Annotated in this window: 24 protein-coding genes; 17 read left to right on the top strand and 7 right to left on the bottom strand. The window is 75.2% G+C overall.

Translation table 11 applies throughout. The annotated features are described in order from the left end of the window. Window positions 1-249: 249 nt before the first annotated feature. Window positions 250-891 carry a hypothetical protein gene (locus tag IPL61_17730; GenBank protein MBK9033080.1) on the bottom strand — a complete coding sequence of 214 codons (642 nt, stop codon included), beginning with the start codon at window positions 889-891 and terminating at the stop codon, window positions 250-252. A 148-nt stretch (window positions 892-1,039) separates the two neighbouring features. Between IPL61_17730 and IPL61_17725 the strand changes: the two genes are divergently transcribed. The 11 genes from IPL61_17725 to IPL61_17675 all read left to right on the top strand — a co-directional run bounded on the left by IPL61_17725 (window position 1,040) and on the right by IPL61_17675 (window position 13,013). Further along, on the top strand, window positions 1,040-1,912 hold the full coding sequence (locus tag IPL61_17725; GenBank protein MBK9033079.1) for a hypothetical protein: 873 nt from the start codon (window positions 1,040-1,042) through the stop codon (window positions 1,910-1,912). Then, window positions 1,909-2,892, top strand: a complete 984-nt coding sequence (locus tag IPL61_17720; GenBank protein MBK9033078.1) for an alpha/beta fold hydrolase — start codon at window positions 1,909-1,911, stop codon at window positions 2,890-2,892. The genes IPL61_17725 and IPL61_17720 overlap by 4 nt, the downstream gene beginning before the upstream one ends. A gap of 189 nt (window positions 2,893-3,081) precedes the next feature. Beyond that, a complete protein-coding gene (locus IPL61_17715; GenBank protein MBK9033077.1) occupies window positions 3,082-4,536 on the top strand; it encodes a TIGR04551 family protein in 1,455 nt (484 codons plus the stop codon). Further along, a complete protein-coding gene (locus IPL61_17710; GenBank protein MBK9033076.1) occupies window positions 4,536-5,345 on the top strand; it encodes a hypothetical protein in 810 nt (269 codons plus the stop codon). The genes IPL61_17715 and IPL61_17710 overlap by 1 nt, the downstream gene beginning before the upstream one ends. A gap of 28 nt (window positions 5,346-5,373) precedes the next feature. Further along, on the top strand, window positions 5,374-5,676 hold the full coding sequence (locus IPL61_17705; protein MBK9033075.1) for a hypothetical protein: 303 nt from the start codon (window positions 5,374-5,376) through the stop codon (window positions 5,674-5,676). 9 nt (window positions 5,677-5,685) lie between these two features. Beyond that, window positions 5,686-7,296 (top strand): AMP-binding protein, encoded by a 1,611-nt coding sequence (locus IPL61_17700; protein ID MBK9033074.1) that lies wholly within the window; start codon window positions 5,686-5,688, stop codon window positions 7,294-7,296. After that, a complete protein-coding gene (locus IPL61_17695; GenBank protein ID MBK9033073.1) occupies window positions 7,293-8,477 on the top strand; it encodes an alpha/beta fold hydrolase in 1,185 nt (394 codons plus the stop codon). Before IPL61_17700 ends, IPL61_17695 begins: the two co-directional genes overlap by 4 nt. 142 nt (window positions 8,478-8,619) lie before the next feature. Continuing rightward, complete coding sequence (locus IPL61_17690) at window positions 8,620-9,609, top strand: hypothetical protein (protein ID MBK9033072.1); 990 nt, start codon at window positions 8,620-8,622, stop codon at window positions 9,607-9,609. 257 nt (window positions 9,610-9,866) lie between these two features. After that, window positions 9,867-10,814, top strand: a complete 948-nt coding sequence (locus tag IPL61_17685; protein ID MBK9033071.1) for a hypothetical protein — start codon at window positions 9,867-9,869, stop codon at window positions 10,812-10,814. After that, complete coding sequence (locus tag IPL61_17680) at window positions 10,811-12,310, top strand: GMC family oxidoreductase (GenBank protein MBK9033070.1); 1,500 nt, start codon at window positions 10,811-10,813, stop codon at window positions 12,308-12,310. The genes IPL61_17685 and IPL61_17680 overlap by 4 nt, the downstream gene beginning before the upstream one ends. A gap of 52 nt (window positions 12,311-12,362) precedes the next feature. Next, window positions 12,363-13,013, top strand: a complete 651-nt coding sequence (locus IPL61_17675; protein MBK9033069.1) for a CDGSH iron-sulfur domain-containing protein — start codon at window positions 12,363-12,365, stop codon at window positions 13,011-13,013. Window positions 13,014-13,039: 26 nt separating this feature from the next. Here the strand turns inward: IPL61_17675 and IPL61_17670 are convergent, their stop codons facing one another. Next, on the bottom strand, window positions 13,040-13,831 hold the full coding sequence (locus tag IPL61_17670; GenBank protein ID MBK9033068.1) for a hypothetical protein: 792 nt from the start codon (window positions 13,829-13,831) through the stop codon (window positions 13,040-13,042). A 45-nt stretch (window positions 13,832-13,876) separates the two neighbouring features. On the opposite strand from IPL61_17670, the gene IPL61_17665 reads away from it, so the two are divergent. Both IPL61_17665 and IPL61_17660 read left to right on the top strand, forming a co-directional pair. Next, complete coding sequence (locus IPL61_17665) at window positions 13,877-14,524, top strand: scramblase (protein ID MBK9033067.1); 648 nt, start codon at window positions 13,877-13,879, stop codon at window positions 14,522-14,524. A gap of 49 nt (window positions 14,525-14,573) precedes the next feature. After that, window positions 14,574-16,397: a serine/threonine protein kinase gene (locus IPL61_17660; GenBank protein ID MBK9033066.1), complete on the top strand. Its 1,824-nt coding sequence runs from the start codon at window positions 14,574-14,576 to the stop codon at window positions 16,395-16,397. Between the two features lie 6 nt (window positions 16,398-16,403). Here IPL61_17660 and IPL61_17655 read toward each other — a convergent pair whose 3' ends face one another. Then, window positions 16,404-16,706 (bottom strand): hypothetical protein, encoded by a 303-nt coding sequence (locus IPL61_17655; protein ID MBK9033065.1) that lies wholly within the window; start codon window positions 16,704-16,706, stop codon window positions 16,404-16,406. After that, complete coding sequence (locus tag IPL61_17650; protein MBK9033064.1) at window positions 16,703-17,461, bottom strand: crotonase/enoyl-CoA hydratase family protein; 759 nt, start codon at window positions 17,459-17,461, stop codon at window positions 16,703-16,705. Before IPL61_17650 ends, IPL61_17655 begins: the two co-directional genes overlap by 4 nt. Before the next feature lie 45 nt (window positions 17,462-17,506). On the opposite strand from IPL61_17650, the gene IPL61_17645 reads away from it, so the two are divergent. The 3 genes from IPL61_17645 to lnt all read left to right on the top strand — a co-directional run bounded on the left by IPL61_17645 (window position 17,507) and on the right by lnt (window position 20,655). Continuing rightward, window positions 17,507-18,622: a 6-phosphofructokinase gene (locus IPL61_17645; GenBank protein ID MBK9033063.1), complete on the top strand. Its 1,116-nt coding sequence runs from the start codon at window positions 17,507-17,509 to the stop codon at window positions 18,620-18,622. 82 nt (window positions 18,623-18,704) lie between these two features. Beyond that, on the top strand, window positions 18,705-19,082 hold the full coding sequence (locus IPL61_17640; protein MBK9033062.1) for a hypothetical protein: 378 nt from the start codon (window positions 18,705-18,707) through the stop codon (window positions 19,080-19,082). Between the two features lie 37 nt (window positions 19,083-19,119). After that, on the top strand, window positions 19,120-20,655 hold the full coding sequence (gene lnt, locus IPL61_17635; GenBank protein ID MBK9033061.1) for an apolipoprotein N-acyltransferase: 1,536 nt from the start codon (window positions 19,120-19,122) through the stop codon (window positions 20,653-20,655). Window positions 20,656-20,736: 81 nt separating this feature from the next. On the opposite strand, the gene IPL61_17630 is transcribed toward lnt, so the two are convergent. Then, window positions 20,737-21,378: a hypothetical protein gene (locus tag IPL61_17630; GenBank protein MBK9033060.1), complete on the bottom strand. Its 642-nt coding sequence runs from the start codon at window positions 21,376-21,378 to the stop codon at window positions 20,737-20,739. Window positions 21,379-21,488: 110 nt separating this feature from the next. On the opposite strand from IPL61_17630, the gene IPL61_17625 reads away from it, so the two are divergent. Beyond that, entirely contained in the window at window positions 21,489-23,210 is a 1,722-nt protein-coding gene (locus IPL61_17625; GenBank protein ID MBK9033059.1) for a sigma 54-interacting transcriptional regulator, read from the top strand. 198 nt (window positions 23,211-23,408) lie between these two features. Here IPL61_17625 and IPL61_17620 read toward each other — a convergent pair whose 3' ends face one another. Further along, window positions 23,409-24,842 carry a hypothetical protein gene (locus IPL61_17620; protein ID MBK9033058.1) on the bottom strand — a complete coding sequence of 478 codons (1,434 nt, stop codon included), beginning with the start codon at window positions 24,840-24,842 and terminating at the stop codon, window positions 23,409-23,411. After that, a complete protein-coding gene (locus tag IPL61_17615) occupies window positions 24,839-25,885 on the bottom strand; it encodes a hypothetical protein (GenBank protein MBK9033057.1) in 1,047 nt (348 codons plus the stop codon). Before IPL61_17615 ends, IPL61_17620 begins: the two co-directional genes overlap by 4 nt. Window positions 25,886-25,941 lie beyond the last annotated feature (56 nt).

Below are 25,941 nucleotides of genomic sequence, written 5' to 3'. Positions count from 1 at the left end.
CAAGGGCGATCTTGTGCAGTGCAACATTTCGCCTCGGCGACATGCTTCGTAACCATTTGAATAAATACGATATTCAAGGGAAGTGCATGCGGTGCGGAATTTCTGCTCGCTTCCGCAGCATTCCGGCTCCGGCTCCGGCTCCGGCTCCGGCTCCGGCTCCGGTTCCGACGCCGGCGCCGGCGCCGACGCCGACGCCGACGCGCCCCCGTTCCCCGACCGCGTCGCCGACGCCGACCTCGACTCCGGCGCCTACGCGTCACGCTTCGGCTTGCGCTTCGCGCCGGGCTTGCCGACGCCGTCGCCGCGCATGGCCTTCTTGAGCTCGTCGAGCTCGCGCCGCATCGCCGCGAGCTGATCGGTCGGATCCACCGGCGGCGGCGGCGGCGGTGGCGGCTCGGGCTCGTACCCCGACGGCGCGGGGGCGCTGGGGCCGGGGCCGAAGCCGGGCGGGAAGCCCGGGAACCCGCCGAAGCCGCCGGCCTGGGCGAACGGCGACTGCATCCACATCCGGGCCAGGGCGTCGGTGGCGCCCAGGGGCACGCGCATCAGCGGCGACGCCTGGGCCAGCGACTGCACGCCGCGCTTGGCGGTCAGGTACATCTCGAGCGCCGAGGTCACGTAGCGGCCAAAGAACTCGACCAGCGCGTCGTCGTCGAGGCGGATCAGCTGGGTCAGGAGCGCGACCGGCAGCGCCCGGGCGGCGTTGGCGTTCTCGAGCACGAGCTGCGCCAGCGTGGCCTGGGTCAGGTCCTCGTTGGTCTTGGCGTCGACCACGCGCACGTCGACGCCGCGCTTGATCGCCGCCGCCAGCTCGTCCTGGGTGATGTAGCGGCTCTCGCCGGTGTCGTACAGACGGCGGTTGCCGTACTTCTTGATCAGGACAGGCGGCACGGGGCGCACCGTATCCGGGCCACGGCCGGTGATCAAGCTACCGTTTTGTTGCGATGCAATATTCCGGTTGACACCGGGGCTGCCCGCGCGTAGCTTGGCCCGCGATCGAGCCCCACTCATGCAGAAGATTGCTGCACAGCACCATCTCGTGACCCTGTTGGCCGCCGCCCTGGTGACCGCGTGCGCCGGCTCCGACCCCGACCGCTGCGACCTGGGCAGCGACTGCCCGTCGGGCTTCTGCCGCGCCGATCACACGTGCGCGCCGGACGACGGCGTCGACGCCGGCACCGACGGCACGCCCGGCCCGGACGCCCCGCTCGGGTGCCAGCCCGATCACGACGGCACCCTGACCCGCGCCGAGCTGCCGATGATGGCCGGCCAGACCGCGCGCTTCCGCATCGCGACCGACGTCACCGTCGACACCGCCGGCCAGCAAGGCGCGGGCGGCGACCGCGCCTGGACCCTCGCCGCCGCCCTGCCCGGCGACCAGGACGTCTCGACCACGCTGCTCGCGCCGACCGGCGCGTGGTGGGCCGCCAGCTTCCCGACCGCCAGCTACGCGGCCCGGCTGTCGATCGACAGCGACCTGCTCGGCGTGATGCGGCTCGACGACAGCGGCCTGGCGCTGCTGGGCGTGGTGTCGCCCGAGGCCGGGGTCACGCGCACCGAGCTGAGCTACGCCCCACCGGTGCCGCTCCTGCCGACGCCGCTGGGCCCGTCGGCGGCGTGGACCACCTCGACCACGGTCACCGGGGTCGCGCTGGGCGTGGCCAGCCTCTACACCGAGCGCTACCAGGCCCGGGTCGACGCGGTCGGCACGATGACCACGCCGTTCGGACCGTTCCCGGTGCGGCGGATCGCGACCGACCTCACCCGCACCGTCGGGGTCGCCGTCACGACCAAGCGCACGTTCGGGTTCGCCGCCGAGTGCTACGGCACGATCGCGACGATCAGCTCGCAGGACTACGAGGCCGCGAGCGAGTTCACCAGCGCCGCCGAGGTCTGGAGGTTGATCCCGTGACCGTGCGGGCCACGCTCGTGGCCGCGGCCGTGGGCGTGGCGGCCGCCGGCTGCCCGTCGTTCCACGCCGGTCCGCTGCCGGGCGCGCCCGCGGACGCGACGTTCGCCGACGTCGACGGCGTGCACCTGCACTACCGCGCGGTCGGCTCGGGGCCGGCGGTCGTGATGCTCCACGGCTACGGCGCGTCGATCGATCTGTGGCGCCCGGTCCAGGACGCGCTGGCCGCGCACCACCGGGTGATCGCGGTCGACCTGAAGGGCTTCGGCTGGAGCAGCCGCCCGCCCGGCGACTACTCGCCCGCGGCCGAGGCCGAGCTGGTGTGGCACCTGCTCGATCAGCTCGGGGTCGACCAGGTCTCGATCGTCGGCCACTCGTGGGGCTCGTCGGTCAGCCTGGCGATGGTGCTGGCGCAGCCGGCGCGGGTGCGGCGCATCGCGCTCTACGCCGCGTACGTCTACGACGAGCAGCTGCCCAGCTTCTTCCGCTGGGCCCGGATCGGCGGCCTCGGCGAGGTGCTGTTCGCGCTGCACTACCAGAACAACGCCGAGGACCGCATCGGCCTCGCCTACCACGACGCGCGCTTCATCACCCAGGCCCGGGTCGAGCACGTGCTGGCCGAGCTGGCGCGCCCGGGCACCACCGCCGCGGCGCTGGCCGCCGCCCGCGACCAGCGCTTCACCGCGATGAGCCGGCGCTACCACGAGATCACGCAGCCGACGCTGCTGCTGTGGGGCGACGACGATCGCGTCACGCCGCTGACGTACGGCCAGCGCCTGGTCGGCACGCTCGCCGACGCGCGCCTCAACGTCTACCCGGCGTGCGGCCACATCCCGATGGTCGAGGCCGCGACCGCGACCACCCGCGATCTGGTCGAGTTCCTCGACGCCGACCGCGCGACCAGCACGACGGCCGCACCGGCGATGCCGCCCCTCGACGACGCCGAGCCCGAGCCCGCCGCGGCGCCCGCGGAGGCCCCGTGATCCGCGCGCTGACCTTGTCGGCTGTCCTCGCGCTCGTCGCCACCGCCCGCGCCGACGAGCCGCCCGACGCCAGCGGCCTCGACGACGCCGCGGTGCTCGCGCCCGGGGCCGTGCCCGACCTGGCCATGCTCGGCATCGAGCTGACGCCGCGCGCGTTCGCCCAGCCCGAGCGAGCACACCCGCGTCGAGCTGCACGGCTACCTGCGCATCCGACAGGAGGCCCTCGTCAACCTCGACCTCGATCGCGGCCTGACGCCGTCGGGCCAGCCGCTCTACCCGGTGCCGCTGGCCGGCGGCCAGGTCCTCGATGGCGGCGACCTGCGCGCGCGCACCGACCTGGCGATCTACCCGCGCGGCTCCGGCGTCGCGATCAAGGCCCGGATCGATCTGCTCGACAACCTCGGCTGGGGCGCGACGCCCGAGGTCGGCACCGGCCGCTCGCCGACGCCGGCGGCCTCGAGCGGCCAGGCCGCGTCCACCGCGATCGCGGTCAAGCGGGTGTGGGGCGAGGTGCTGACCCCGCTCGGCATCGTCGCGGCTGGGCGCATGGGCGCGCACTGGGGCCTGGGCATGACCGCCCACGGCGGCGACTGCGAGGAGTGCGACGGCGGCGACACCGCCGATCGCCTGGCGCTGATCACGCCGCTGGCCGGCCACTACCTGGCGCTGGCGTGGGACCTGAGCTCGTCGGGGCCGTTCCGCCCGCGCGCCAGCGGCACCCGCGTCGTCGATCTCGAGCCGTCCGACGACGTCACCACCGTCACCGCCGCGTGGATGCGCGCGAAGTCGCCGGCCGTGCGCCTGCGCCGCGCCGCCGCCGGCCTGCCGACGTTCGAGTACGGCGTGTTCGTGTCGCACCGCTGGCAGGATCGCGACGTGCCGGCCGACTACCTGCCGACCGCCGGCCCGCGCCCGACCATCGACGCCGATCAGCTGATGGTGCGCGGCTTCAGCGCCACGAGCGCCGGCGCCTGGGCCCGCATCCAGGGGCCGCGGCTGCGGGTCGAGGCCGAGGGCACCTACGCCCACGCCCGGGTCGAGCAGCCGTCGCTGATCCCGGGCGTGCTGCTCGATCAGGCCGCGACCTCCGATCAGTACGGGCTGGCGTTCGAGAGCGAGCTGGCGTTCGGCGTCCACCGCGTCGGCCTCGACGCCGGCGTGGCCAGCGGCGACGACGCGCCCGGCTTCGGCGCGTTCCCGGCGCCCGGCGCCGCCGCGCCCCGCCCCGGCGACGTCGACGGGCCCCAGGCCGGTCCGCCCGGCGACACCACCGTCGACAACTTCCGCTTCCACCCCGACTACCACGTCGACCGCATCCTGTTCCGCGAGCTGATCGGCACCGTCACCGACGCCGCGTACGTGCGCCCGCACGGGCGGCTGGTGCTGGCCGACCTCGGCCACGCCCGGTTCGTCGCGACCGTCGCGCTGATCGCGTCGTGGGCGATGGCCCCGACCTCGACGCCCAGCGGCGCCCGCGCCCTCGGGGTCGAGCTCGATCCCAGCGTGACCTACGAGAGCGAGGCGTTCCGGGTCGCGCTCGACTACGCCGTCCTCGCGCCGGGCGCCGCGTTCGACAACCCCGCCACCGGCGCCGAGGCCCGCGCCGCCCAGCTGGTGCGCCTGCGCCTGGGGTTCCACTTCTGATGCGCACCGCGATCACCACCGCGCTCGCCGCGCTCGCGCTCGCCGCCTGCGGCGAGAACCTGACGCCGGTCGGCGACACCCCGCCGCCGCTGGTGGCGTCGTGCGTGCCGGATCTCGACGGCGCGCTGACCGCGGCCGAGGTCCCGGTCGTGCTCGATCAACCGCTGACCTTCCGGGTCGGGACCGACGTCGCCGTCGACGTGGCCGGCCGCGGCGTCGGCGCCGATCGCCAGTGGGACTGGAGCGACGATCGCGCCGGCGATCTGCTGCTCGACCAGACCGCGGTCGCGCTCGACGATCAGTGGTACGCCGGGTCGTTCCCCGGCGGCCGGTTCGTGCTGCCGGTCGACGACGCGACCGACGGCGTCTACGCCGCCGACGACCGCGGCCTGTACCTGCTGGGGCTGGCGTCTGCGCTCGAGGCGCCAGCTGGCGGCAAGACCCTCCTGCCCTACGCCGCGCCGGTCGCGGTGCTGCGCCTGCCCCTGGCCCGCGGCGATCGCTGGACCGAGCTCGGCACGATCACCGGCGGCACCGTGCGCGGCCTGCCCTACAACGGCACCGACACCTACACCATCACCGCCGACGCCAGCGGCGAGCTGCACCTGCCGTACGTGCGGTTCGCCGCGGCGATGCGCGTGCGCACGACCGTGACCAGCACGCCGGCGATCGGCGGCGGCAGCACGACCGTGCGCCAGGCCGCGTTCTTCTCCGAGTGCTTCGGCGAGATCGGCCGCGCCACCAGCCGCGTCGACGAGCCCGCCGACGACTTCACCACCGCCGCGAGCCTGCGCCGGCTCGCGCTCTAGCAACGCCAACCTGCGACGGAGACCGCACATGAACCTCTGGGACACCTGGAAGAAGGGCTTCGCGGCCTGGGAGTCGGCCACCGCCTCGTACCTCGAGCAGGTGCTGGCCAACCCGGCCGTGCTCGGCCCCGCCGGCAACATGCTGACCGTGGCGATGAAGACCAAGTCGGCCACCGACAAGGCCACCGCCGCCTGGTGGGCCGCGGTCGGCCTGCCGACCCGGCGCGATCAGGAGCGCTCGCTCCACAAGTTGAACCAGCTCGAGAGCCGCATCGCCGATCTCGAAGAGCAGCTCGCCGACGCCCGCGCCGACGCGCCCGCCAGCAAGTAGGAGGTCGCCGTGGACGTCGAACCCCTGGTCACGCCCCGGCCGGCGCCGTGCGCCGTGCTCGATCACGTCGCCGCGCGCGGCGACCGCGTCCGCTTCCGCGTGCACCAGCCCGACGGCACCTGGGCGCCGGTGACCTGGCGCGAGTTCGCGCGCCAGATCCGCGCGGTCGCGGCCGGGCTGATCGGTCGCGGCATCGGTCCCGGCGACTGCGTCGCGATGTTCGGCGGCAACTCGGTGGCGTGGGCCGCCGCCGCCCTCGGCATCCAGGCCGCGGGCGCGACGATGGTGCCGATCTATCCGGCCTCGACCGGCGCCGCCGCCCGCTACGTGCTCGATCACGCCGGCTGTCGGGCGGTGTTCGTCTCGACCGCCCAGCGCCCGGCGCTGGCCGCGGCCGACACCGACGTCCGCGCGATCGGGCTCGACGACGGCACCTGGGCCGACTTCGTCGCCGGCGGCGAGCACGCCGACCGCCTCGAGCCGGCGGTCGTCGACGCGCGGGTCGCGGCGATCGCGCTCGACGACGTCGGCCTGATGCTCTACACCAGCGGCACCTCGGGGCCGCCCAAGGGCGTGCCGCTGTCGCACGCCAACGTCGGCGTCAACGGCGCCGACTGGCTGCGCTCCAACGCGGCGCTGCTCGCGCCCGACGACCGCGACCTCCTGTGGCTGCCGTTCTCGCACATCTTCGGCTGGGGCGAGCTGTGCAACGGCAACGTGCTCGGCTGGGAGAGCTGGATGTGCGCGCCCGCCGACGTCATGACGGTCTTCCCCGAGGTCGCGCCGCACGTGTTCCTGAGCGTGCCGGCCTACTGGGAGAAGCTGGCGCGCGCGGTCGACGCCGCCGCCGGCCCCGCCGCCGACGGTGACGCCGCGGCCCGCCGCGCCGCGTTCGCGCGCATCACCGGCGGGCAGGTGCGGTTCGCGCTGTCGGGCGGCGCCGGCCTCAAGCGCGAGATCAAGGAGCAGCTGCGCGACCTCGGCCTGGTCGTGATCGAGGGCTACGGCCTGACCGAGACCTCGCCGACGCTCACGCTCAACCGCCCCGAGCGCTACCGCTTCGACGCGGTCGGCCTGCCGTTGCCGTCGGTCGAGCTCAAGCTCGCCGCCGACGGCGAGATCCTGGCGCGCGGCCCGAGCGTGTTCCGCGGCTACCACAAGGACCCCGACGCCACCGCCCGGGCCTTCACCGACGACGGCTGGTTCCAGACCGGCGACGTCGGCCGCTTCACCGACGACGGCTTCCTGCAGATCGTCGATCGCAAGAAGGACATCCTGGTCACCGCCGGCGGCAAGAACGTGCCGCCGGTCAACGTCGAGGCCCGGTTCGTCAGCGAGCCGGCGATCGAGCGGGTCGTGGTCTACGGCGACGCCAAGCCCTACCTGGTCGCGGCGGTCTGGGTCAGCGGCGCGGTCGCGGCCGCCGAGCGCGAGGCCGCCGTCGCCGCCGCGGTCGAGCGGGTCAACCGCGACCTGGCCCGGTTCGAGTCGATCAAGAAGTTCTGGATCGCCGACGAGCCGCTCACCGTCGAGGGCGGCCTGCTGACGTCGTCGCTCAAGCTGCGCCGCAAGGCGGTGTACGATCGCTACCGCGACCGCTTCGAGGCCCTGTACGGATGACCACGCACCGCCCGCCCGGGATCCTGTCGAGCCTGCTGGCCCTGGCCGCGCGGGCCCGGCGCGGTCCGCCCGCGGTCGGGCTGACGCCGTGCGACGAGGTCTGGCGCGAGAACAAGTGGCGGCTCCTGCGCTACCGCGCGACCCGCCCGCCGGCCGAGCGCTGGCGCACGCCGATCCTGCTGGTGCCGTCGCTGATCAACCGCTACTACGTGCTCGACCTCGCGCCCGGGCGCAGCTTCGTCGAGTACCTGGTCGCGGCTGGCCACGACGTCTTCATCATCGACTGGGGCACGCCGACGGCCGAGGACCGCTTCGTCACGTTCGACGACGTGTGCCACCGCTACCTCGGGCGCGCGGTCCGCAAGACCGCCGCCTACTCCCCCGACGGCGTGTGCCACGTGCTCGGCTACTGCCTGGGCGGCACGCTGGCGACGATCTACACCGCCGCCGAGCCCGCGCGGGTCGCGTCGCTGGTGGCGCTGGCGGCGCCGATCGACTTCGCCCACGGCGGCCTGCTGGCCACGTGGACCCGCAGCCCCGGCTTCGACGTCGACGCGCTGGTCGACGGCTTCGGCAACGTGCCGTGGCCGCTGATGCAGGCGTCGTTCCAGCTGCTCAAGCCCACCGCCAACCTGGCCAAGCTGGTCGGCCTGCTCGATCGCGCGTGGGACGACGAGTTCCTCGACGGGTTCATGGCCACCGAGCGCTGGGGCAACGACAACGTGTCGTTCCCGGGCGCGTGCTACCGCCGCTACATCGGCGACCTCTACCGCGACAACGCGCTGGTCGCCGGCACGATGCGGCTCGGCGGCAAGCCGGCCCGGCTCGACGCGATCGACTGCCCGGTGCTCGCGGTCACGTTCGAGCACGACCACATCGTCCCGACCGCCGCCGCCACCGCGCTGCTCGCGCACGTGAGCTCGCCCGACCAGGCCCAGCTCCACCTGCGCGGCGGCCACGTCGGCGCGGTGGTGTCGAAGAAGGCCGCCGCCGGCCTGTGGCCCCAGCTCAGCCGCTGGTGGGCCGTGCGCGACACCGACGCCGCCCGCGGCCTGGGCGACGACGCCGACGACGGCGACGCCGCCGACGGTCACGGTGATGCCGACGATGCCGGCGCCGACGACGACGCGGCGGCCGACGACGCCGACGGCCCCGATGCCGACGCGCCCGCGCCGAGCTGACCGCGCCCGCGGGACGCTGTTCAAGGTCCCGCGCGATGGCGCCCCGTCGCCTCGGCGCCTCGGCGCCTCCCGCCTCCCGCCTCCGCCTCGCGCCTCCCGATCCCGTGATCTCCGCGCCGCCCGGCGCGTGTATCGTCACGCGGTGCGACCTGCGCTCACGATCTTGCTGGGGCTGGCGGCGTGTGGTGGCGCCGACCCGGGCGCGCCCGACGCCGCGCCGCCGACGATCGACGCCGGCGTCAACCCGCCGCGGGTGCTCGCGCTCGATCCGTCGCCGTACGGGCTCGACAGCCACCTGGCCGGCGACGATCTGTTCGACCGCTTCGCCGCCATCGGCATCCGCTGGCACCGCGTCGACGTCGACTGGGACGTGATCGAGGCCCAGCGCGGCCAGTACGACTGGACCGACGTCGACCGCGTGGTCGCCGACGCAGATCGCCTGGGCCTGGCGCTCATGGCGTCGATCGCGTACACGCCGGCCTGGGCCTCGGGCGTGACCGATCGCGCCGCGCCGCCGCGCGATCCGGCGGACTACGTGGCGTTCGTGCGGGAGGTCGTCCGGCGCTACCGCGGCCGCGTCGCGTGCCTCGGCGTGTGGAACGAGCCCAACCTGCGCCAGTTCTGGAACGGCACCAGGACCCAGTACCTGTCCGAGATCCTGGTCCCGGGGTTGTTCACGATCCACCTGGAGGCGCCGGAGATGGTGACGTGCGGGCCCGACCTGTCGAGCGCGGGCGACGAGCGGACCGCGTGGCTCGGGCCGATCCTCGACGCGGCCGGCGGCCAGCTCGACGTGATCACCCACCACCAGTACGACGGCGGCGACACGGTCGCCGGCCGCGCCGCCGAGATCGAGGCCTTGCACGAGTTCCTGATCGCCCGCGGCCACGGCCACAAGCCGCTGTGGATCACCGAGATCGGCTGGAGCCGCACCGACGTGACCGAGGCCGAGCAGGCGACGCTCTTGACCGGCGTGATGGACGCGATGGCGACCCGGCCGTGGTGGGCCAAGACCTTCTGGTACGACTCGCACGGCGTCGACTTCGGGATCGTCGGTCCCGACGGCGCGCCGGATCGCGGCGTGCCGCGCGCGGCGTACCACGCGTACGCCGCGGTCATCGCCGGCCCGTAGGCGGCCCGTAGGCGGCCCGCGGCCGCGTGCCGGTCGTGGCGTCGCCCGCGGCCGCGTGCAGGTCGTGGCGTCGCCCGCGCGGGCACGCGCTGGGTCGGCCCCGACCGTGACGTCGCGCGCCGCGACCGGGCGCTCGCAGCCGAGCTCGCCGGTCCTCGCCGGGGGCGAGCGCTCGGGGTGCGCCACGCCGTCGCCATCGCCCCGGGCTGGCGGCCACGCCCGCGCCGAGCTGACCGCGCCCGCGGTACGCTGCCACCATGCCCACCGCGCGCGCGCTGCGCACCGCCACGCCCCGCGAGCTGCGCGAGCAGATCGTGCGCGGCCACCCGGTCGATCCCGACGAGCTGGCCGGCTGGGCCTACCGCGGCACCAGCCTGGCGTTGCCGCGCCTGCTCGAGCGCCTGAGCTGGAAGACGTTCCAGAAGACGTTCTGGCGCGAGCCCGGCACCGGGCGCCTGCTGGGCTGGAACGTGCGGCTCGAGCAGGACGGCGTCGACGCGCCCAGCCGCCCGCGCACCCGCCGCGGCCGCCCGGTCACCGAGTGGCACTACGAGGTCATCCCGACCGCGGGGGTGCCGACGCCGCCCGGGTTCGATCGCGGCCTGATCATCGACTACGGCCGCGGCCGCGTGCCGGACCTGACCATGCGCGCGATCAAGGATCCGCTGGTGGCGCTGACGCCGGGCTCGGCCGATGAGCTGATCGGCGTCAGCTACCTGGTCGTCGCCGGCCGCTGCGTCGAGTTCCCCAGCTACTTCACGCTCGAGCGCGACCACCGCATCACCGAGGTGCCGTACGAGCGCCCCGCGGCCAGCCCGCTGATCCTGACCGCGACCGAGCGCGCGTGGGCCGAGCAGCTGTTCGCGGCGATCGTCGCCACCGGCGGCGGCGACGGCCTGCCGGCGTTCGCCGCGATCGATCGCGCGACGTTCTGGCGCGCGTTCGACGGCGCGGCCGCGCCGATGGTGCGCGCCGGGCTGCGGCCGATGCTGCACACGCTGGTGTTCCTGCCGGTCATCGCCGGCTACCGCAGGCCGTTCTTCAAGCTGAGCCCCGACGAGCAGGCCCGGTTCGTCGCCGCGGTCGCGCGCGACGGCCGCTACTTCGTGCGCCAGGCGGTGACGACGATGAAGACCCTGGCGTGCCTGGCGTACTTCGACGATCCGGCCGTGCGGGCGCGGTTCGCGCCGGGCGGCGCGCCGTGACCGCGCTCGTCGCCGTCGACGGCCGGACGGTGCAGCGGCGGCTCGAGGCCGAGGCCGACGTGGTGATCGTGGGCTCGGGCCCGGCCGGCGCCACGGTCGCCGCCGAGCTGACCGCGCGCGGCGTGCGGGTGATCATCGTCGAGGAGGGCCACCACACCGCGCCGGCGCAGGTCGAGGCCAGCGCGGTGCGGGCGATGGCGGCCCTGTACCGCGACATGGGCACGTCCCTGGCGTTCGGCCGCGCGACCATGCCGTACCTGCAGGGCTGCGCGGTCGGCGGCACCTCGGTGATCAACGGCGCGATCTGCTGGCGGCTGCCGCCCGAGATCCTGACGGCCTGGGCCGCCGCCGATCCCGGGCTCGCCGACGCGCTGCCGCCCGAGGTCATCGCCGCCCACGAGGCCCGGCTCGAGGCCCGCCTGCACGTGCGACCCACCGACGCCGCGATCGCCGGCGCCAAGAACCTCTTGCTCGCGCGCGGCGCCGACGCGACCGGCGTCGCCCACCGCCCGATCCGCCGCAACACCCACGCCTGCGTCGGGGCCGGGCGCTGCCTGCAGGGCTGCCCGCACGGCGCCAAGCTGTCGATGGATCGCACGCTCCTGCCCGACGCCGTCGCCGCCGGCGCGCGGATCTTCGCCGGCTGCCGGGTCGAGCGGATCGAGCGCCACCGCGGCCGCGCGGTCGCGATCCGCGGCGTCACCGCCTGCGGCGCGCCGCTGGTCGTGCGCGCCCGCCACGCGGTCGTGCTGGCCGCGAGCGCGATCCAGACGCCGTGCCTGCTGCGCGCGAGCGGGCTCACCCACGGCCCGGTCGGCGACGGGCTCACCGCGCACCCGGGCGTGTCGGTGACCGCGCGCTTCGAGCAGCCGGTGCGCGCGTGGGAGGGCGCGACCCAGGGCCACGAGGTCACCGGCTACCGCGGCCTTGGCCTCAAGCTCGAGGCGCTGGGCTTCGACCTCGGGCTCCTGGCCGGGCGCCTGCCCGGCGTCGGCGCCGAGCTCGCGCGGCGCCTGGCCGAGCTCGATCGCTACGCGGTCTGGGGCGCGGCGGTGCGCGCCAGCGGCCGCGGTCGGGTCCGACCCGGGCGCCGCCGCCCGCTGGTCACCTACGCGCTGACCGACGACGACGTCCGCCGGACCCGGCGCGCGGTGCGCGTGCTGGGCGAGCAGTTCCTGGCCGCCGGCGCGGTCGAGGTCTACCCGGGCGTGGCCGGCTTCGACGAGGTCGTCCGCGATCGGGCGGCGCTGGCGCGGCTCGAGGCCGAGGGCCCGCTCGCGCCGAGCGCCTACACGATGTCGATGACCCACCTGTTCGGGACCGCGCGGATGGGCAGCGTCGCCGCGACCAGCGTGGTGCGCCCCGACTTCCGCCACCACACCACCGCCGGGCTCTACGTCGCCGACTCGAGCGTGTTCCCGACCAACCTGGGCGTGAACCCGCAGATCGCGATCATGGCGCTCGCGGCCCGCTGCGCCGAGCGCGTCGCCGGCTGAGCGACGCCCGCGACGAGTTGCGCCGACGCGCGGGATTGGCGACCCTCGCGCCATGGCCCAAGACGAGATCGAGCGAGTCGAGAGCGACGACGTCGAGCTGTCCTTCGAGGCGCGCCGGTGCATCCACTCGCGCGCGTGCGTGCTGGGGCGGCCCGACGTGTTCGTGCCCAACGTGGCCGGCGCCTGGCTGCACCCCGAGCGCGCCACGGCCGACGAGCTCGCCGCGCTGGCGCAGAGCTGCCCGTCGGGCGCGATCACCTACCGGCGCAAGGACGGCAAGCCCGACGAGCGGCCGCCGATCGTCAACCTCGTGCGCGTCCGCGAGCACGGGCCGCTGGCGTTCCACGGCGACCTGCGCATCGCCGACGAGGCGCCGCGCCTGCGCGCGACCCTGTGCCGGTGCGGCGCCAGCAAGCGCAAGCCGTACTGCGACGGCAGCCACACCGCGGCCGGCTTCCAGGCCACCGGCGAGCCCGCGAGCGTCGACGCGCCGGCGCTGGCGGTCCGCGACGGCGACGTCGAGATCCAGCCGCACAAGAACGGGCCGCTGCAGGTCACCGGCAACCTCGAGCTGGTCACCGGCACCGGCCGCACCTGCGGCCGCGTCACCGAGACCTGGCTGTGCCGGTGCGGCCACTCGCAGAACAAGCCCTACTGCGACGGCTCGCACACCCGCGCCGGCTTCGAGGCCGACGGCAGCTGATCAGCCGCGCGGCGACGCCGATCGATTCACTCGTCGCGGTCGCGCCGCTCGAGATCGTCGACCAACGTGATCACCACCGGCAGCTCGGGCCCGGACCGCAGGGTCGCGCGCTGGGGCGGCAGGCGGTAGTCGATCACCGCGCCGCCGACGTCGGCGCTGGCGGTCTTGTAGCCGACCACCTGGACCTCGGCGCCGACCGGCAGCACCCGCTCGGCGGCCGGGATCGTCGGCGCCCCGGACGCGCGCGCGAGCTGGCGGATCGGCGACGACGCGCCGTCGCGATCGAACCGCGCCTGTGGATACGTCCACGGCTCGCGCGGGGCCACCAGCCACCGCGCGCCCGCCGCCTGGACCAGCACGCGGTCGCCGCGCTCGTCGACCAGCGCGAAGTCGACCGCGGCCTCGCTGACCCAGCGGCCTTTCGGCTCCCAGACCATGCGCCGGTAGACGCCCGGGGCGTCGACCAGGAGGCCGGTCAGCGGCGCGGCCGCCTCGACCCGCCCGCGCACCACCACCAGCTCGCCCTCGGTCTGCGCGTCGACCTCGGCCAGCTTGAGGTCGCCGCGGGCCAGCTTGCGGAGCTGGCGCTGGAACATCGCCTGGCCGATCTGGCGGCCGGCGACCGCCGCGCCCGCGCCCGCCAGGACCAGGCCCTTCCACACCAGCACCAGCGCCGGCGCCACCATCAACGACGCGCCGACGAGCGCGGCCGAGCCGCCCCAGACCGCCGCGGTCGCGCCACGGCTGGCCCAGCGCACCGACCGCGGCATCCACGCCTGATCGTCGCGCCAGGTGTGGGTCCGCTCCATCGCGATCACCGTCGAACCATCGCACGCGCCGGGGCGCGCGTGTACTGTGCGGCCGTGGACAACTCCTTGGTTCCCGCGGCCGACGCCGCGATCGCCCCATTCGTGCGCTCGAACCGGCTGTCGGTGCGCCAGCGCAAGCGCTGGCTCGAGATCCTGACCTCGCTCGACGCCCGCAACACCTACGCGGTGTACGACGAGGCCGGCAGCCCGGTCTTCAACGTGCAGGAGCAAGGCCGGGGCTTCGGCAGCTTGCTCAAGCGCCTGTTCCTGACCTCGTTCCGGCCGTTCCGCTCGCACGTCGAGGACGTCACCGCCGGTCGCCAGATTCTGGCCCTGCGACGCCCGTTCCGGTTCATGTTCCACCGGCTCGAGGTCTCGACGCCCGACGGCCAGCTGCTCGGCGCGCTGCAGAAGCGCTGGACCTGGTTCCGCCGCAAGTACACGGTCGAGGGCGCCAACGGTGAGGAGCTGGCCACGCTGTTCGGCCCGTTCTGGCGGCCGTGGACGTTCAAGATCCTGCTGCCGGGGCAGGAGCATGAGGTCGGCCTGATCCAGAAGAAGTGGAGCGGCCTGGCCAAGGAGATGTTCACCCAGGCCGACAATTTCTGGGTCGAGTTCGGCGGCGTCGCCGATCCCCGGCTGCGCGCGCTGCTGTTCTCGGCGACGGTCCTGATCGACGTCGTCCACTTCGAGCGCGGGTGAGCTCGAGCGCGGCGCCGCCCCGCACGACGCCGCGGTATGATGGCGGGACGTGGCCACGGACTCCGACCCTGACGAGACCCTGACGCTCGGTCCGCTCGAGCTGCCGGCGCCGGTGGTCGAGCTGCCGACGCCGTGCTTCGCCGAGCGCTACCAGCTCGGGGCCGAGCTGGCCCGCGGCGGCCTCGCGAACATCCGCGCCGCCCACGACGTCGTGCTCGATCGCCAGGTCGCGGTCAAGCAGCTGCGCGACCGCGACCCCGGCCTGGCGGTGCGGTTCCTGCGCGAGGCCCGCCTGACCAGCCGCCTGGTCCACCCCAGCATCGTGCCGATCTACGACCTCGGCCTCGACGCCGACGGCGTGCCGTCGTACGCGATGAAGTGGGTCGAGGGCCAGCCGCTGTCGAAGGCGATCGCGGCGTGCGGCTCGCTCGACGAACGCCTGGCGTTGATCCCGGCCGTGGTCGCGATCGCCGACGCCGTCGCCTACGCCCACAGCCAGCGGGTCATCCACCGCGACCTCAAGCCGGCCAACGTGATCATCGGCGCGTTCGGCGAGGTCGTCGTGATCGACTGGGGCCTGGCGCTCCCGTTCGATCAGGCCGAGGCGCCGATGGCGCCGCGCGCGACCCCGGCGGATCCGCGCCTGACCTCGCTCGGCAGCGTGCTGGGCACGCCCTGCTACATGCCGCCCGAGCAGGCCCGCGGCGATCGGGTCGATCTACGCGCCGACATCTACGCGCTGGGCGCGCTCCTGTACCAGCTCGTGGCCATGACCGCGCCCTACGACCAGAGCGGCGCCCACTCGGCCCACACCGACGATCCGGTCTGGAAGCAGGTCATCGCCGGACCGCCGCGACCGATCGCCGTGGTCGAGCCGGCGGTGCCGGCGGAGCTGGCGACGATCATCGACCGCGCGATGGCGCGGGCGCCGGCCGATCGGTACCCGTCGGCGTCAGCGCTCGCCACCGAGCTCACCAGCTTCCTCACCCACCAGACCTCGCGCCGGCTGGCGGTCGCGGCGTGCGACCGCGTCGACGAGCTGGGCGCGACCCTGGCGCGGCTCGACGGGACCTCGGCGCCCGCGGTCGCCGAGATCTACCGGCTGGCCGACGTGGCGCGGTTCGGCCTCGACGAGGCCCTGGCGACGTGGCCCACCAACCCCGCGGCCCAGCACGGCCTGGGCCGGCTGCGCGCCGCGCTGTTCGACTTCGAGCTCGAGCGCGACAACCTCCCCGCGGCGACGGCGCTGGCGACCGAGCTGCCGGGTGACCGCGCTCGCCAGGCCGCGCTGGCGCGGCGGCGCGAGGTGATGGGCGCGCAGCAGGCGGCGACCGCCGCGTCGGTGCACGCGCGCGATCAGCGGGTCGGCCTGCGCGAGCGCACGGTCGTCTACGTCAGCCTGCTCGTCCTGATGGTCGGCATGTTCATCCAGACGCTGGTGGCGGGCGCCGACCTGGGGCACCAGCCCGATCCCGTGACGCTCCGCCGCAACGCCGCGGTGGCGCTGGCCGTCGTCGTGATCGCGTCGGCGCTGGGGCGGCGCGGCATTTTCGGCAACGCGGTGTCGGCCGCGGCCGGGCGCATGATCATCACGGTGATCGCCGCGCTGGTCGCCAGCCGCACTTTCGGGCTCCACGTCGGCCTGCCCGCGGCGACGATGATGACGCTCGATCTGATCATGGCGACCGCGGTGATGGTGACCTACGGCCGCCTGCTCGCCGCCGCGCCGCTGGCGCTGGCCGCGGCCGCGGCCGCGATCTGGCCGGTGACCACGCGCCTGGCGTTCAACCTGTCGGTGTTCGTGTGCGGGCTGGTGCTGATCGCGGCGTGGCGCCGCGAGGCCCGCGCCGCCGCCGCCGACGCGGCGCGGTGAACCGGCTCAGCGCGCGCCGGTCACCGTCGACGCCGGGCTGCCGAGCGGGCGCCGGGCCGGCCCCTCGACGAACTCGAGCGTCGCCTCGCACGACAGGCTCTCGAACGACATCAGGCTGTCGCGATCGCTGAACACCTCGGGGCACTCGGCCTGGCACGCCGCCCGCACGCCGCCGTCCTCGCTGCCCCGGCACGTGACGTAGTGATCGCAGGCGCCACCGCACGTGCCGGTGAGCTGCGGGCCCTTCAGGTACCGGACGACGCAGCCGGTGGCGACCGCCGCGACCAGCAGCGCCACGACGATCCTCACGCCTCGCCGCCGTGGCGCCCGGCGCCGCCGGCGAAGCGCGCCGCGCCGGCCACGCCCTCCATCAGCGCCCGACCGCCGTGATCGAGCTCGTTGGTCAGCGCCGCGGGCACGTCGAGATCCCACTGCTCGTACGCGCTCAGGCGATCGCCGCGCAGCGCGCCCTGCGGCAGCGCCGCCAGCTCGTGGGCCAGGGCCTCGGCCGCAGCCCGCGCGGTGCCCTTGGGCACGACCCGGTTGACCAGGCCCATCGCCAGGGCCTCGGCCGCGGTCACCGCGCGCCCGGTCAGGATCAGATCGAGCGCCCGGCCCATGCCGATCACCCGCGGCAGGCGGATCGTGCCGCCGTCGATCAACGGCACGCCCCAGCGGCGGCAGAACACACCCAGGATCGCGTCGTCCTCGGCCACCCGCAGATCGCACCAGAGCGCCAGCTCGAGCCCGCCCGCGACGGCGTGGCCGGCGATCGCGGCGATCACCGGCTTGGTCAGGACCATCCGGGTCGGCCCCATCGGCCCGTCGCCGTCGACCGCGACCCGGTTGCCGCGCCCGGCGCTGATCGCCTTGAGGTCGGCGCCGGCGCAGAACGTGCCGTGATCGCCGAAGAGCACGGCGACGCGCGCGTCGGGATCGGCGTCGAACGCGCGGAACGCCTCGGCCAGCGCGTCGGCGGTGGGGCGATCGACCGCGTTCTTGACGTCGGGGCGATCGATCACGACGGTGGCGACGGGACCGCTGGACTCGACGTGGATGGGCACCCCTCGACTGTGCCACAGCCCCGGCGCACGGCTACAGTGCGCGCCATGACCACGCTGCAGCGCATCGGCATCCTCACCAGCGGCGGCGACGCCCCCGGGATGAACGCGGCGGTCCGCGCCGCCACGCTCGTGGCCCGGGCCGCCGGGGTCGACGTCGTCGGCATCGAGCGCGGCTACCGCGGCCTGCTCGAGGACGCGGTCGTGCCGCTGACCGCGACCGAGGTCGGCAGCATCCTGCGCGAGGGCGGCACGATGCTGGGCTCGGCGCGGTGCAAGGAGTTCCACGAGCGGCCGGTGCGCGATCGAGCCCGCGCGATCCTGCGCGCACGCGGCATCGACGGCCTGGTCGTGATCGGCGGCAACGGCTCGCTGACCGGCGCCCAGGCGCTGGCCGACCCCGACGAGGCCGGCCCCGACGCGCCGCGCGTGGTCGGCATCCCGGCGTCGATCGACAACGACCTCGGCCTGACCGGCCTGTCGATCGGCGTCGACACCGCGATGAACACGATCGTCGAGGCCTGCGACAAGATCGCCGACACCGCGACCGCCCACGATCGCACGTTCATCATCGAGGTCATGGGCCGCGACTGCGGCTACCTGGCGATGACCTCGGCCATCGCCGCCGGCGCCGACCTGGCGCTGTTCCCCGAGGCCGGCCGCTCCGAGGCGGCGATCGTCGACTCGATCGTCGACACGGTCCTGGCGGTGCGGCAGCGCGCGCGCCGGTCGCGCCGGGTCATCATCATCAAGGCCGAGGGCGTGGCCATCGCGATCGATCGCCTGAAGTCGCTGGTCGACGCCCGGCTGTGCGAGCGGGTGCCCGGCACCGACCCGTCGTCGATCGAGACCCGGGTCACCGTGCTGGGCCACGTGGTCCGCGGCGGCCGCCCGTCGGCGTTCGATCGCCTGCTCGGCAGCCGCCTGGCCAACGTCGCGGTCCGCGGGCTGCTGGCCGGCGCCACCCAGAAGATGGCCGCGTGGATGCCACCGATCGATCTACCCGAGGAGATCGGCACGCGCTCGCCGGCCGATCCCTACTGCTGGCTGGTCGACCTGGGCGCGGTCCTGGCCGAGACCGACAACCTGCTGCGCGGCCGCAGCCCGCTGGCCCGCTGGCGCGCCGGCGCGTTCGACGACATCGAGGACGCGCTCTTGCTGTGACCGCCGCGCGTCCGTCGATCCGCTGGATCAGGTCGTCCGTGATCGGTTGATGGTATGATCGCCTTGCGATGAGCGCGCCGTCATGAAGGGCTTGACGATCGCGCTCGGCGCCCTCGCCGCGCTGGTGCTGGGCCTGGCCGTGATGATGCTGCTCGAGCTGCGCCGGGTGCCGCGGCTGCCGGACGCCCCCAGCGGCAAGGCCGAGGCGGCGCCGCTGACCGACGTGGCCGGGCCGGCGCGTCGGACCTGGCAGCCGCCGCCGCCGTCGACCGCGCCGACGGCGGCCGATCCCGGCGCCACGCCCGAGGCGGCGGCGGTGCCGCCGTCCCTGATGCCCGACCCCGCGCACCCGCCGCAGGGGACCACGCCGCTGGCGATGCCGGGGCCGCCGACGCCGCCGGATCCGATGATCGAACCCGCCATCGCCCAGGACCCCAATCGCGGTGGCCGAAACGAGTAGCGCGCCGCCGGCGCGATGGCGGGCAGGGCTCGAACACGTGGCGCTCGCGGGCATCGCGGCGACCTCGATCATCCTGGCCACGCCGCCGCACGACCTCTGGCCGCTGGCGCTGCTCGGCACCGCGGCGCTGTACCTGGCGGTGACGGCCGCCCGCCGCCGCACGGCGATGGCGACCGCGTGGCTGGCCGGGTTCGCGATCAACCTGGTCGGCAATGGCTGGGCGCTCGACGTGATGGGCCGCTTCGCCGGCGCGGGCCCCGGCTCGAGCTGGCTGGTGCTGGTCATCACCGCGGCGTACCAGGCGTCGGTGTTCGCGCTCGCCGGCCTCGCCACCTCGTGGCTGCAGCGCGCGCGCGTGTCACCGCTGCTCGCGGCGCCGCTGACGTTCGCGCTGGCCGAGGCGGTCATCCCGTTCGTGTTCCCCTGGTACCTCGGCATGGCGGTGGTGCCGGCGTGGCCGCTGATCCAGGTGGCCGAGCTCGGCGGCCCACCCGCGGTGACGGCGCTGATCGTCCTCATCGGCGGCGTCCTGGTCGAGGGCGCCCGCGCCCTGGCGACGCGCCAGCGCCCCGCCCGGGCGGTGCAGCTCGCGGCGGCGATCGCGGTCGGCGTGATCGCGCTCGGCGGGCTGCGCGCGTGGCACGTCGCGCGGACGCGGACGGCGGCGCCGACGCTGCGGGTCGCGGTGATCCAGCCGAACTTCGGGCTGGTGCCGATCAAGCGCCGCGAGGTCGAGGGCGCGAACCTGCTCGAGACCCTGCGCGAGGCCACCGAGCGCGCGGGCGATCAGGGCGCCGAGCTGGTGGTGTGGCCCGAGAGCGCGTTCCCGTTCCTGTTCGATCGCGCCCAGACCCAGATCTACCCCAGCGGCCACCCCTGGGACCTGCGCGGCCGCTACCGCGGCCGGCTGCTGTTCGGCGCGCTGTCGCACCCGTTCGGCGAGGCCCACGTGTTCAACAGCGCCGTGCTGGTCGCCGGCGACGGCGCCATCCGCGGCACCTACGACAAGGTCCGGCTGGTCGTGTTCGGTGAGTACATCCCGATGCGCGATCGGTTCCCGGCGTGGGCGGCGCGGCTGCGCGCCCGCACCCCCGACTGGCCCGACATCCAGCCCGGCCTCGGGCCCCGGGTGCTCACCGACGGCGACCTGCGGATCGGCCCGCTGATCTGCTACGAGGACATCCTGCCCGATCACGTCGCCGCGATGGGCCGCGCCGGCGATCCCAACCTGCTGGTCACCGTCGCCAACCACGCCTGGTTCGGCGCCAGCGCCGCGCCCCACCAGGCCCTGGCGCTGGCGACCTTGCGCGCGGTCGAGCTCCGCCGCGATCTGGTGCGCGCCAGCAACACCGGCGTCAGCTCGATCGGCGACGCGCTCGGCCGGGTCCACCGCCGCGGCCGCCTGGTCGACGTCGATCCCGCGCGCCCGCCGGGCGTCGACGTGCTGATCGACGACGTCCGCCTCGTCGACGGCTTCGCGCTGGGGCCGTGGTCGGTGCCAGCGTTCCCGTGGGCGTGCGCGCTGGCCCTGGTCGCGGCGACGGCGCGCGCGCGGCGACGGCGCCCGCGCTGAGCGACGACGGATCGGGCGGGTGGACGCCGAAAGCGTCGACGATCTTGGCGCGGACAGCTGGGCGTCGCCCGCGCTGAGCGACTACTGATCGCCCTGGTGGACGCCGAAGGCGTCGACGATCTTGGCGCGGATGCCCGGCAGCTGGGCGTCGCCCGGCTCGATCGTGCGGACCCCGGCGATCACCGGCGCGGCCGCGAAGTCGGCCTCATCGAGCGCGTGGTCGAGCTCGGCCCGCACGACGATCGTGGTCTGGACGCCGGCCTCGGCCATGATCTCGAAGTCGAGGTCGATCGCCAGCGGCTCGGTGTCGCGGATGACGTAGGGCTCGGTGGTGGCGCCGATCTGGACCGTGCCGCGCAGCTCCCAGGCGCTGGGGTCGGCGCCGCGGTCGATCGTCCACAGCATGCGGCCGTACAGGCCGGGCGGGGCGTCGGGGAAGCCCACGGTCTTCGGGCTGGTCTCGGAGCCCCAGCCCAGCTCGACCACCGGCGCGGTGGTGCGCGGGTCGCCGGCCCCAGCGTCGCCGATGACCCGCAGGTTGCGGAGGTGAAAGACCGCGCTGTCCAGCTCGAGGTTGTCCTCGACCGGGCCCGGGATCTGCGCCGGATCGGACTTCCATCCGACCGCCAGGCCGGCGGACGTCGTCGCGTCGGGGCCGCCCTGGTCGTCCGCCGGACAACCGGCGAGCGCGATCAGCAGCGCGAATCCGAGCAGACGACGCATGGCACAGACCTTGTTTGCAACGGAGGTACCAGTGATCATCGTAGCCCAACCCGCCGGAACTGCATCGCCGATTCGTCGTTCTCCCGGCCACTGTGCACGGGTCGTACAGCATGGCGACTGAACACCTCACCGACCTCGCTGGCACGTCGCTGGCGCCGCCCGGCGCCCCGCGGGCGTTCCTGGTCGTGCACGTCGACCTACCCGACCGCGGCTCGTCGGTGGTGGACCTACACGACGGCATCGACGTGACCTTCGGCCGCTCCCGTGGCGCGGTGGTGACCGTCGACCACCCGAGCGTGTCGCGGCTGCACGCGCGGGTCCGGCGCACGGGCGACGTGATCGAGGTCGAGGACCTCGGCAGCCGCAACGGGACCCGGGTCAACGGCGACAAGCTCGAGGGCGTGCGCCGGCTCGTGCGCGGCGACGAGCTCGTGCTGGGTCCGATCACCGCGGTGGTCAGCGTCACCAGCGGGCTGAACACCGGGCCGATGATCGCCGAGGCCTCGGCCGGCGAGGCCCGGCTGGTGGCCGAGATCGACCGGGCGGTGCGCTACCGGCGGCCGGTGATGGTCGCGATGATCCGGATCGCCCACGACGACGGGCTCGACCTGATCGCGCGGTCGCTGCGGCCGATGGACCTGCTGGCCGAGCAGGCCGGCGACGAGTACCTGCTGATCCTGCCCGAGCTCGACCGCACGTCCGGCAAGGCGGCCCTGGCGCGCCTGCTCGACGGCGCCCGCGGCCTCGGCGCCGAGGCCAAGGCGGTGTCGCTGGTGGCGCCCGAGGACGGGACCTCGCCCCACGGCGTGATCTCGACGCTGCGGACCGCGATGCGCACCGGCACCAGCCGCCGGGCCACGACCGCGCCGACCGAGGTGACCGGGCCGATCATCATCGACTCCTCGATGCGCAAGCTCTACGCGATGATCGAGCGCATCGCCGACGCGTCGATGACGGTGCTGATCCTGGGCGAGACCGGCGTCGGCAAGGAGCTGGTGACCGAGGCGATCCACCGCCACTCGCGGCGTCGCACCAGCCCGCTCATCAAGCTCAACTGCGCGGCGCTGACCGAGACCCTGCTCGAGAGCGAGCTGTTCGGTCACGAGCGCGGCGCGTTCACCGGCGCCGACCGCAAGAAGATCGGCTTCTTCGAGGCCGCCGACGGCGGCACGCTGTTCCTCGACGAGATCGGCGAGATGCCACCGTCGCTGCAGGCCAAGCTCCTGCGCGTGCTCGAGCGGCGGGTCGTGACCCGGGTCGGCGGCACCGCCGAGATCCCGGTCGACGTCCGGGTCGTGTGCGCGACCCACCGCGACCTCGACGGCGAGGTCCGGGTCGGGCGGTTCCGCCAGGACCTGCTGTACCGCGTGGCCGGGTTCACGTTGATGGTGCCGCCGCTGCGCGACCGCACGATCGAGATCATGCCGCTGGCCGAGCACTTCGCGCGCCACGCCGCCGAGCGGCTCGGCCGGGCGGCGCCGGTGATCACCGACGAGGCCCGCGCGGCGCTGACCACCTACGCCTGGCCCGGCAACGTCCGCGAGCTCGAGAACGCGATCGAGCGGGCGCTGGTGCTGTGCGACGATCAGGTGCGCGAGACCGACCTGCCCGACCACGTCCGCGACGCCACCCCGGCCAACCCGACCTCGGCCGCCGGCGACGTGCGCGGCCAGATCGCCGACGTCGAGCGCGCCGCGATCGTGGCGGCGCTCGCGGCCGAGGGCGACAACCAGACCCGGGCGGCGCGGCGGCTGGGACTATCGCGCCGCGCGCTGATCTACAAGATGGAGAAGTACGGCCTCAAGGCGCCGCCGCGCTCGGACGAGCCGTGAGCGCGCGATCAGCAGCTCCGCGCTGGTGACGGTTCGTTCGAGCGCAGGCCTCCGCGTCGGGGGCGCTCGCATCCTGGGTGGTCCTGGGGGGTCCTGCCGTGCCTTGGCATCCCGGGATGCCGACTTGGTCTGGATGCGACTTCGGATCTCGGAGTCCCCCCTGCACCTGCCTGGGTCCGGCGACCAACCCGCTGGAGCTCAGCGCCGGTCGGTCGGCGGCGGGTTGTAGCGCTCGGCCCGGACCGCGGCGTCGGTGCCGCCGGTGATCAGCACGGTGCCGTCGCACAGGAGCGCGGCCTGGTGCCCCGCCCGCGCCACCGCGAGCCGGTCGGTCGCGACCACGTCGACCGAGCCGTCGATCACGTCGAGCCGGGCGATCGAGGCGACGTCGACCGGCGGCGCGCCCGGCGCCGACCGACCGCCGACCAGCAGGATGCGCCCGTCGGGCAGCCGGGTCGCGGTCAGGTCGACGACGCCCGCGGTCGCGAGCAGATCGCCCACCGCGACGAAGCCGGCGTCGATGGTGTAGCGCTCGAGCGTGCGCACCGGCGCGCCCGCGCCGTCGACCCCGCCGATGATCAGCACGCTGCCGTCGGGCATCAGCCGCGCCACGTGGCCGACCCGGGGCACGACCATCGGCCGCACGAACGTCGTCGGGTCGGCCAGGTCGCCCGACAGCGGCTTCCACAGCTCGGCCTCGGCGACCGGCACGCCGGCCGCGTCGACGCCGCCGACGATCAGCACCGGGGCGCCGACGTCGTCGCCGAGCCGCGTGGCGGTGTGGCCAGCGCGGGCGTGGGCCAGGATCGCGCGGGCCGGCCGGACCTCGGTCGCGCCGCCGACGTCGGCGATCACGTCGATCGCGCCGACCGGCGCGCCGGCGGGGGCGCGGCCGCCGATCACGACGACGCGGCCGTCGGTGAGCGCGGTGGCGGTCAGCTCGATCCGCGCCGGCCCGCCGACGTCGACCGACTCGACCGTGGTGGCGCCGCCGTCGAGGCGGAGGTGCTCGATCAGGCCCGCGCCGGGGCCGTCGCCGCCGAGCACCGTGACCCGGGTCGCGGCCCCGATCCCGAACGTGGCCGCGGTGGCGCCGGTGCGCTCGGCCAGCGGCGTGGCGTCGGTGAGCGCGCCGGTGCGCGGATCGAACCGCTCGGCGACGGTCGCCGCCCCGGCGTCGTCGCCGCCGATCAGGTACGCGCTACCGTCGACGGCGGTGATCGCCAGGCCCGCGCGCCGGCGCCGCGGGCTGACGCCGACCGTCGCGAACTTGACGTTGCGCGCGAACCACAGGTGCGGCGTCGGGGGCTCGGCGTCGGCCGCCAGCGCGAAGCTGCACGTGCGCCCGTAGCCGACGTCGCTGCCGCCGCGGCGCCCGGCCAGGTGGATCACCAGGTCCTCGGCGAACGGCACCCCGCCCAGCTCGACCGCCGCGCCAGGCGCGAAGCTGATCGACACCAGATCCTGGGCGCTGCCGGCCCGGGCGACCGCGAGCTCGAGCGCGTCGAGGCCCGTGGCGACGGCGTCGGGATCGTCGACCGGGGTCTCGTAGACCGGCCGCACCAGCACGCCGGCGTCGCCGCACCCGCTCGCGACCACCAGCGCGAGCGCGATCCGCCGCGCGCGCGTCACAGGTCAGCCCCAGGGCCGGCGACCGTCGCCGTCGACGGCGCGTCACCGCCGGCCAGGAGCAGCGCCAGCGGCACCACGATCGCCGCGGTCACGCCGGCCGCGCCGGCGGCCCAGGCCCAGCGCGTCTGGTACCAGCGCCGCGCCGGCGCCGGCGGCCGCACCAGCGCCGCGACCGCCGCGGCGATCGCCGGGCCGCCGTCGGCGACCGCGACCGTGCGGTGGTCGCGCTCGCGCCCGTCGGCGCCGAACCGGCGCACCCACGCCACCGACCCGCGCAGCTCGACCGCGACGAACCCGGCCGCGCCGACCGAGCGGGCCGTGACCAGGAGCTCGTCGTCGCTGGGCGCGCGCACCGGCCGGGCCGCGATCGCGATCGTGGTCGTGGCCTCGGTGATCGTGACCCGCCGCCCCCACGGCTCGGCGCCGGCGCAGGTGACGCGCAGCCAGTGGCTGCCGACGATCGCCTCGACCGGGGTCGGCGTCGGCGCACCGTCGAGGCGCGCCGTGCAGCCGTCGGCCTCGGTCAAGGTCAGCGGCACGCGCCCGCGCGCGCGCACCGCGGCCCGGGCCCGCTCGTGATCGGCCACGACCCGCGGCGCGAACCGGGCCGGATCGAGCGTGCGCTCGGGCGCGATCGCCGCGGCCGTGATCCACTCGTCCCAGGCCCCGGTCAGGTCGGCGCGCTCGGTGCGCACCAGCGCTCGGTACACGAACACGTCGCTCAGCGCCGACGGCCCCAGGTCGCCGCCGCCGGTGGCGTCGACCTCGGCCCGGGCCTGCTCGAGCGCGGCCCAGGCGTCGTCGAGGCGCAGCCCGTCGAACGCCTCGATGGCGCGGGTCACCGTGGCGGCGATCGCCGGCGCCGGCGCCGGCGCCGGCGTCCGATCGATCAGCGCGACGCCCGCGACCTGCGCCGCCCGGGCGATCGGCGCGCGATCGATCCCGGGCGCCCAGACCACGACCGCGTCGACCGTCGGCGCCGCCCGCGCCGGGTCGGCCGCCGTCGCGATGACGACGGCCACGAGCACGGGCACGATGCGCACGCCGCCGATTCTGGGACCGCGCCGACCGACGGTCAACCGCGGGGGTATACTGGCCG

This window comes from Myxococcales bacterium, assembly GCA_016717005.1.
Taxonomy (GTDB): Bacteria; Myxococcota_A; Polyangia; order Haliangiales; family Haliangiaceae; genus UBA2376.
This window is presented reverse-complemented; position numbering and strand designations above follow the sequence as displayed.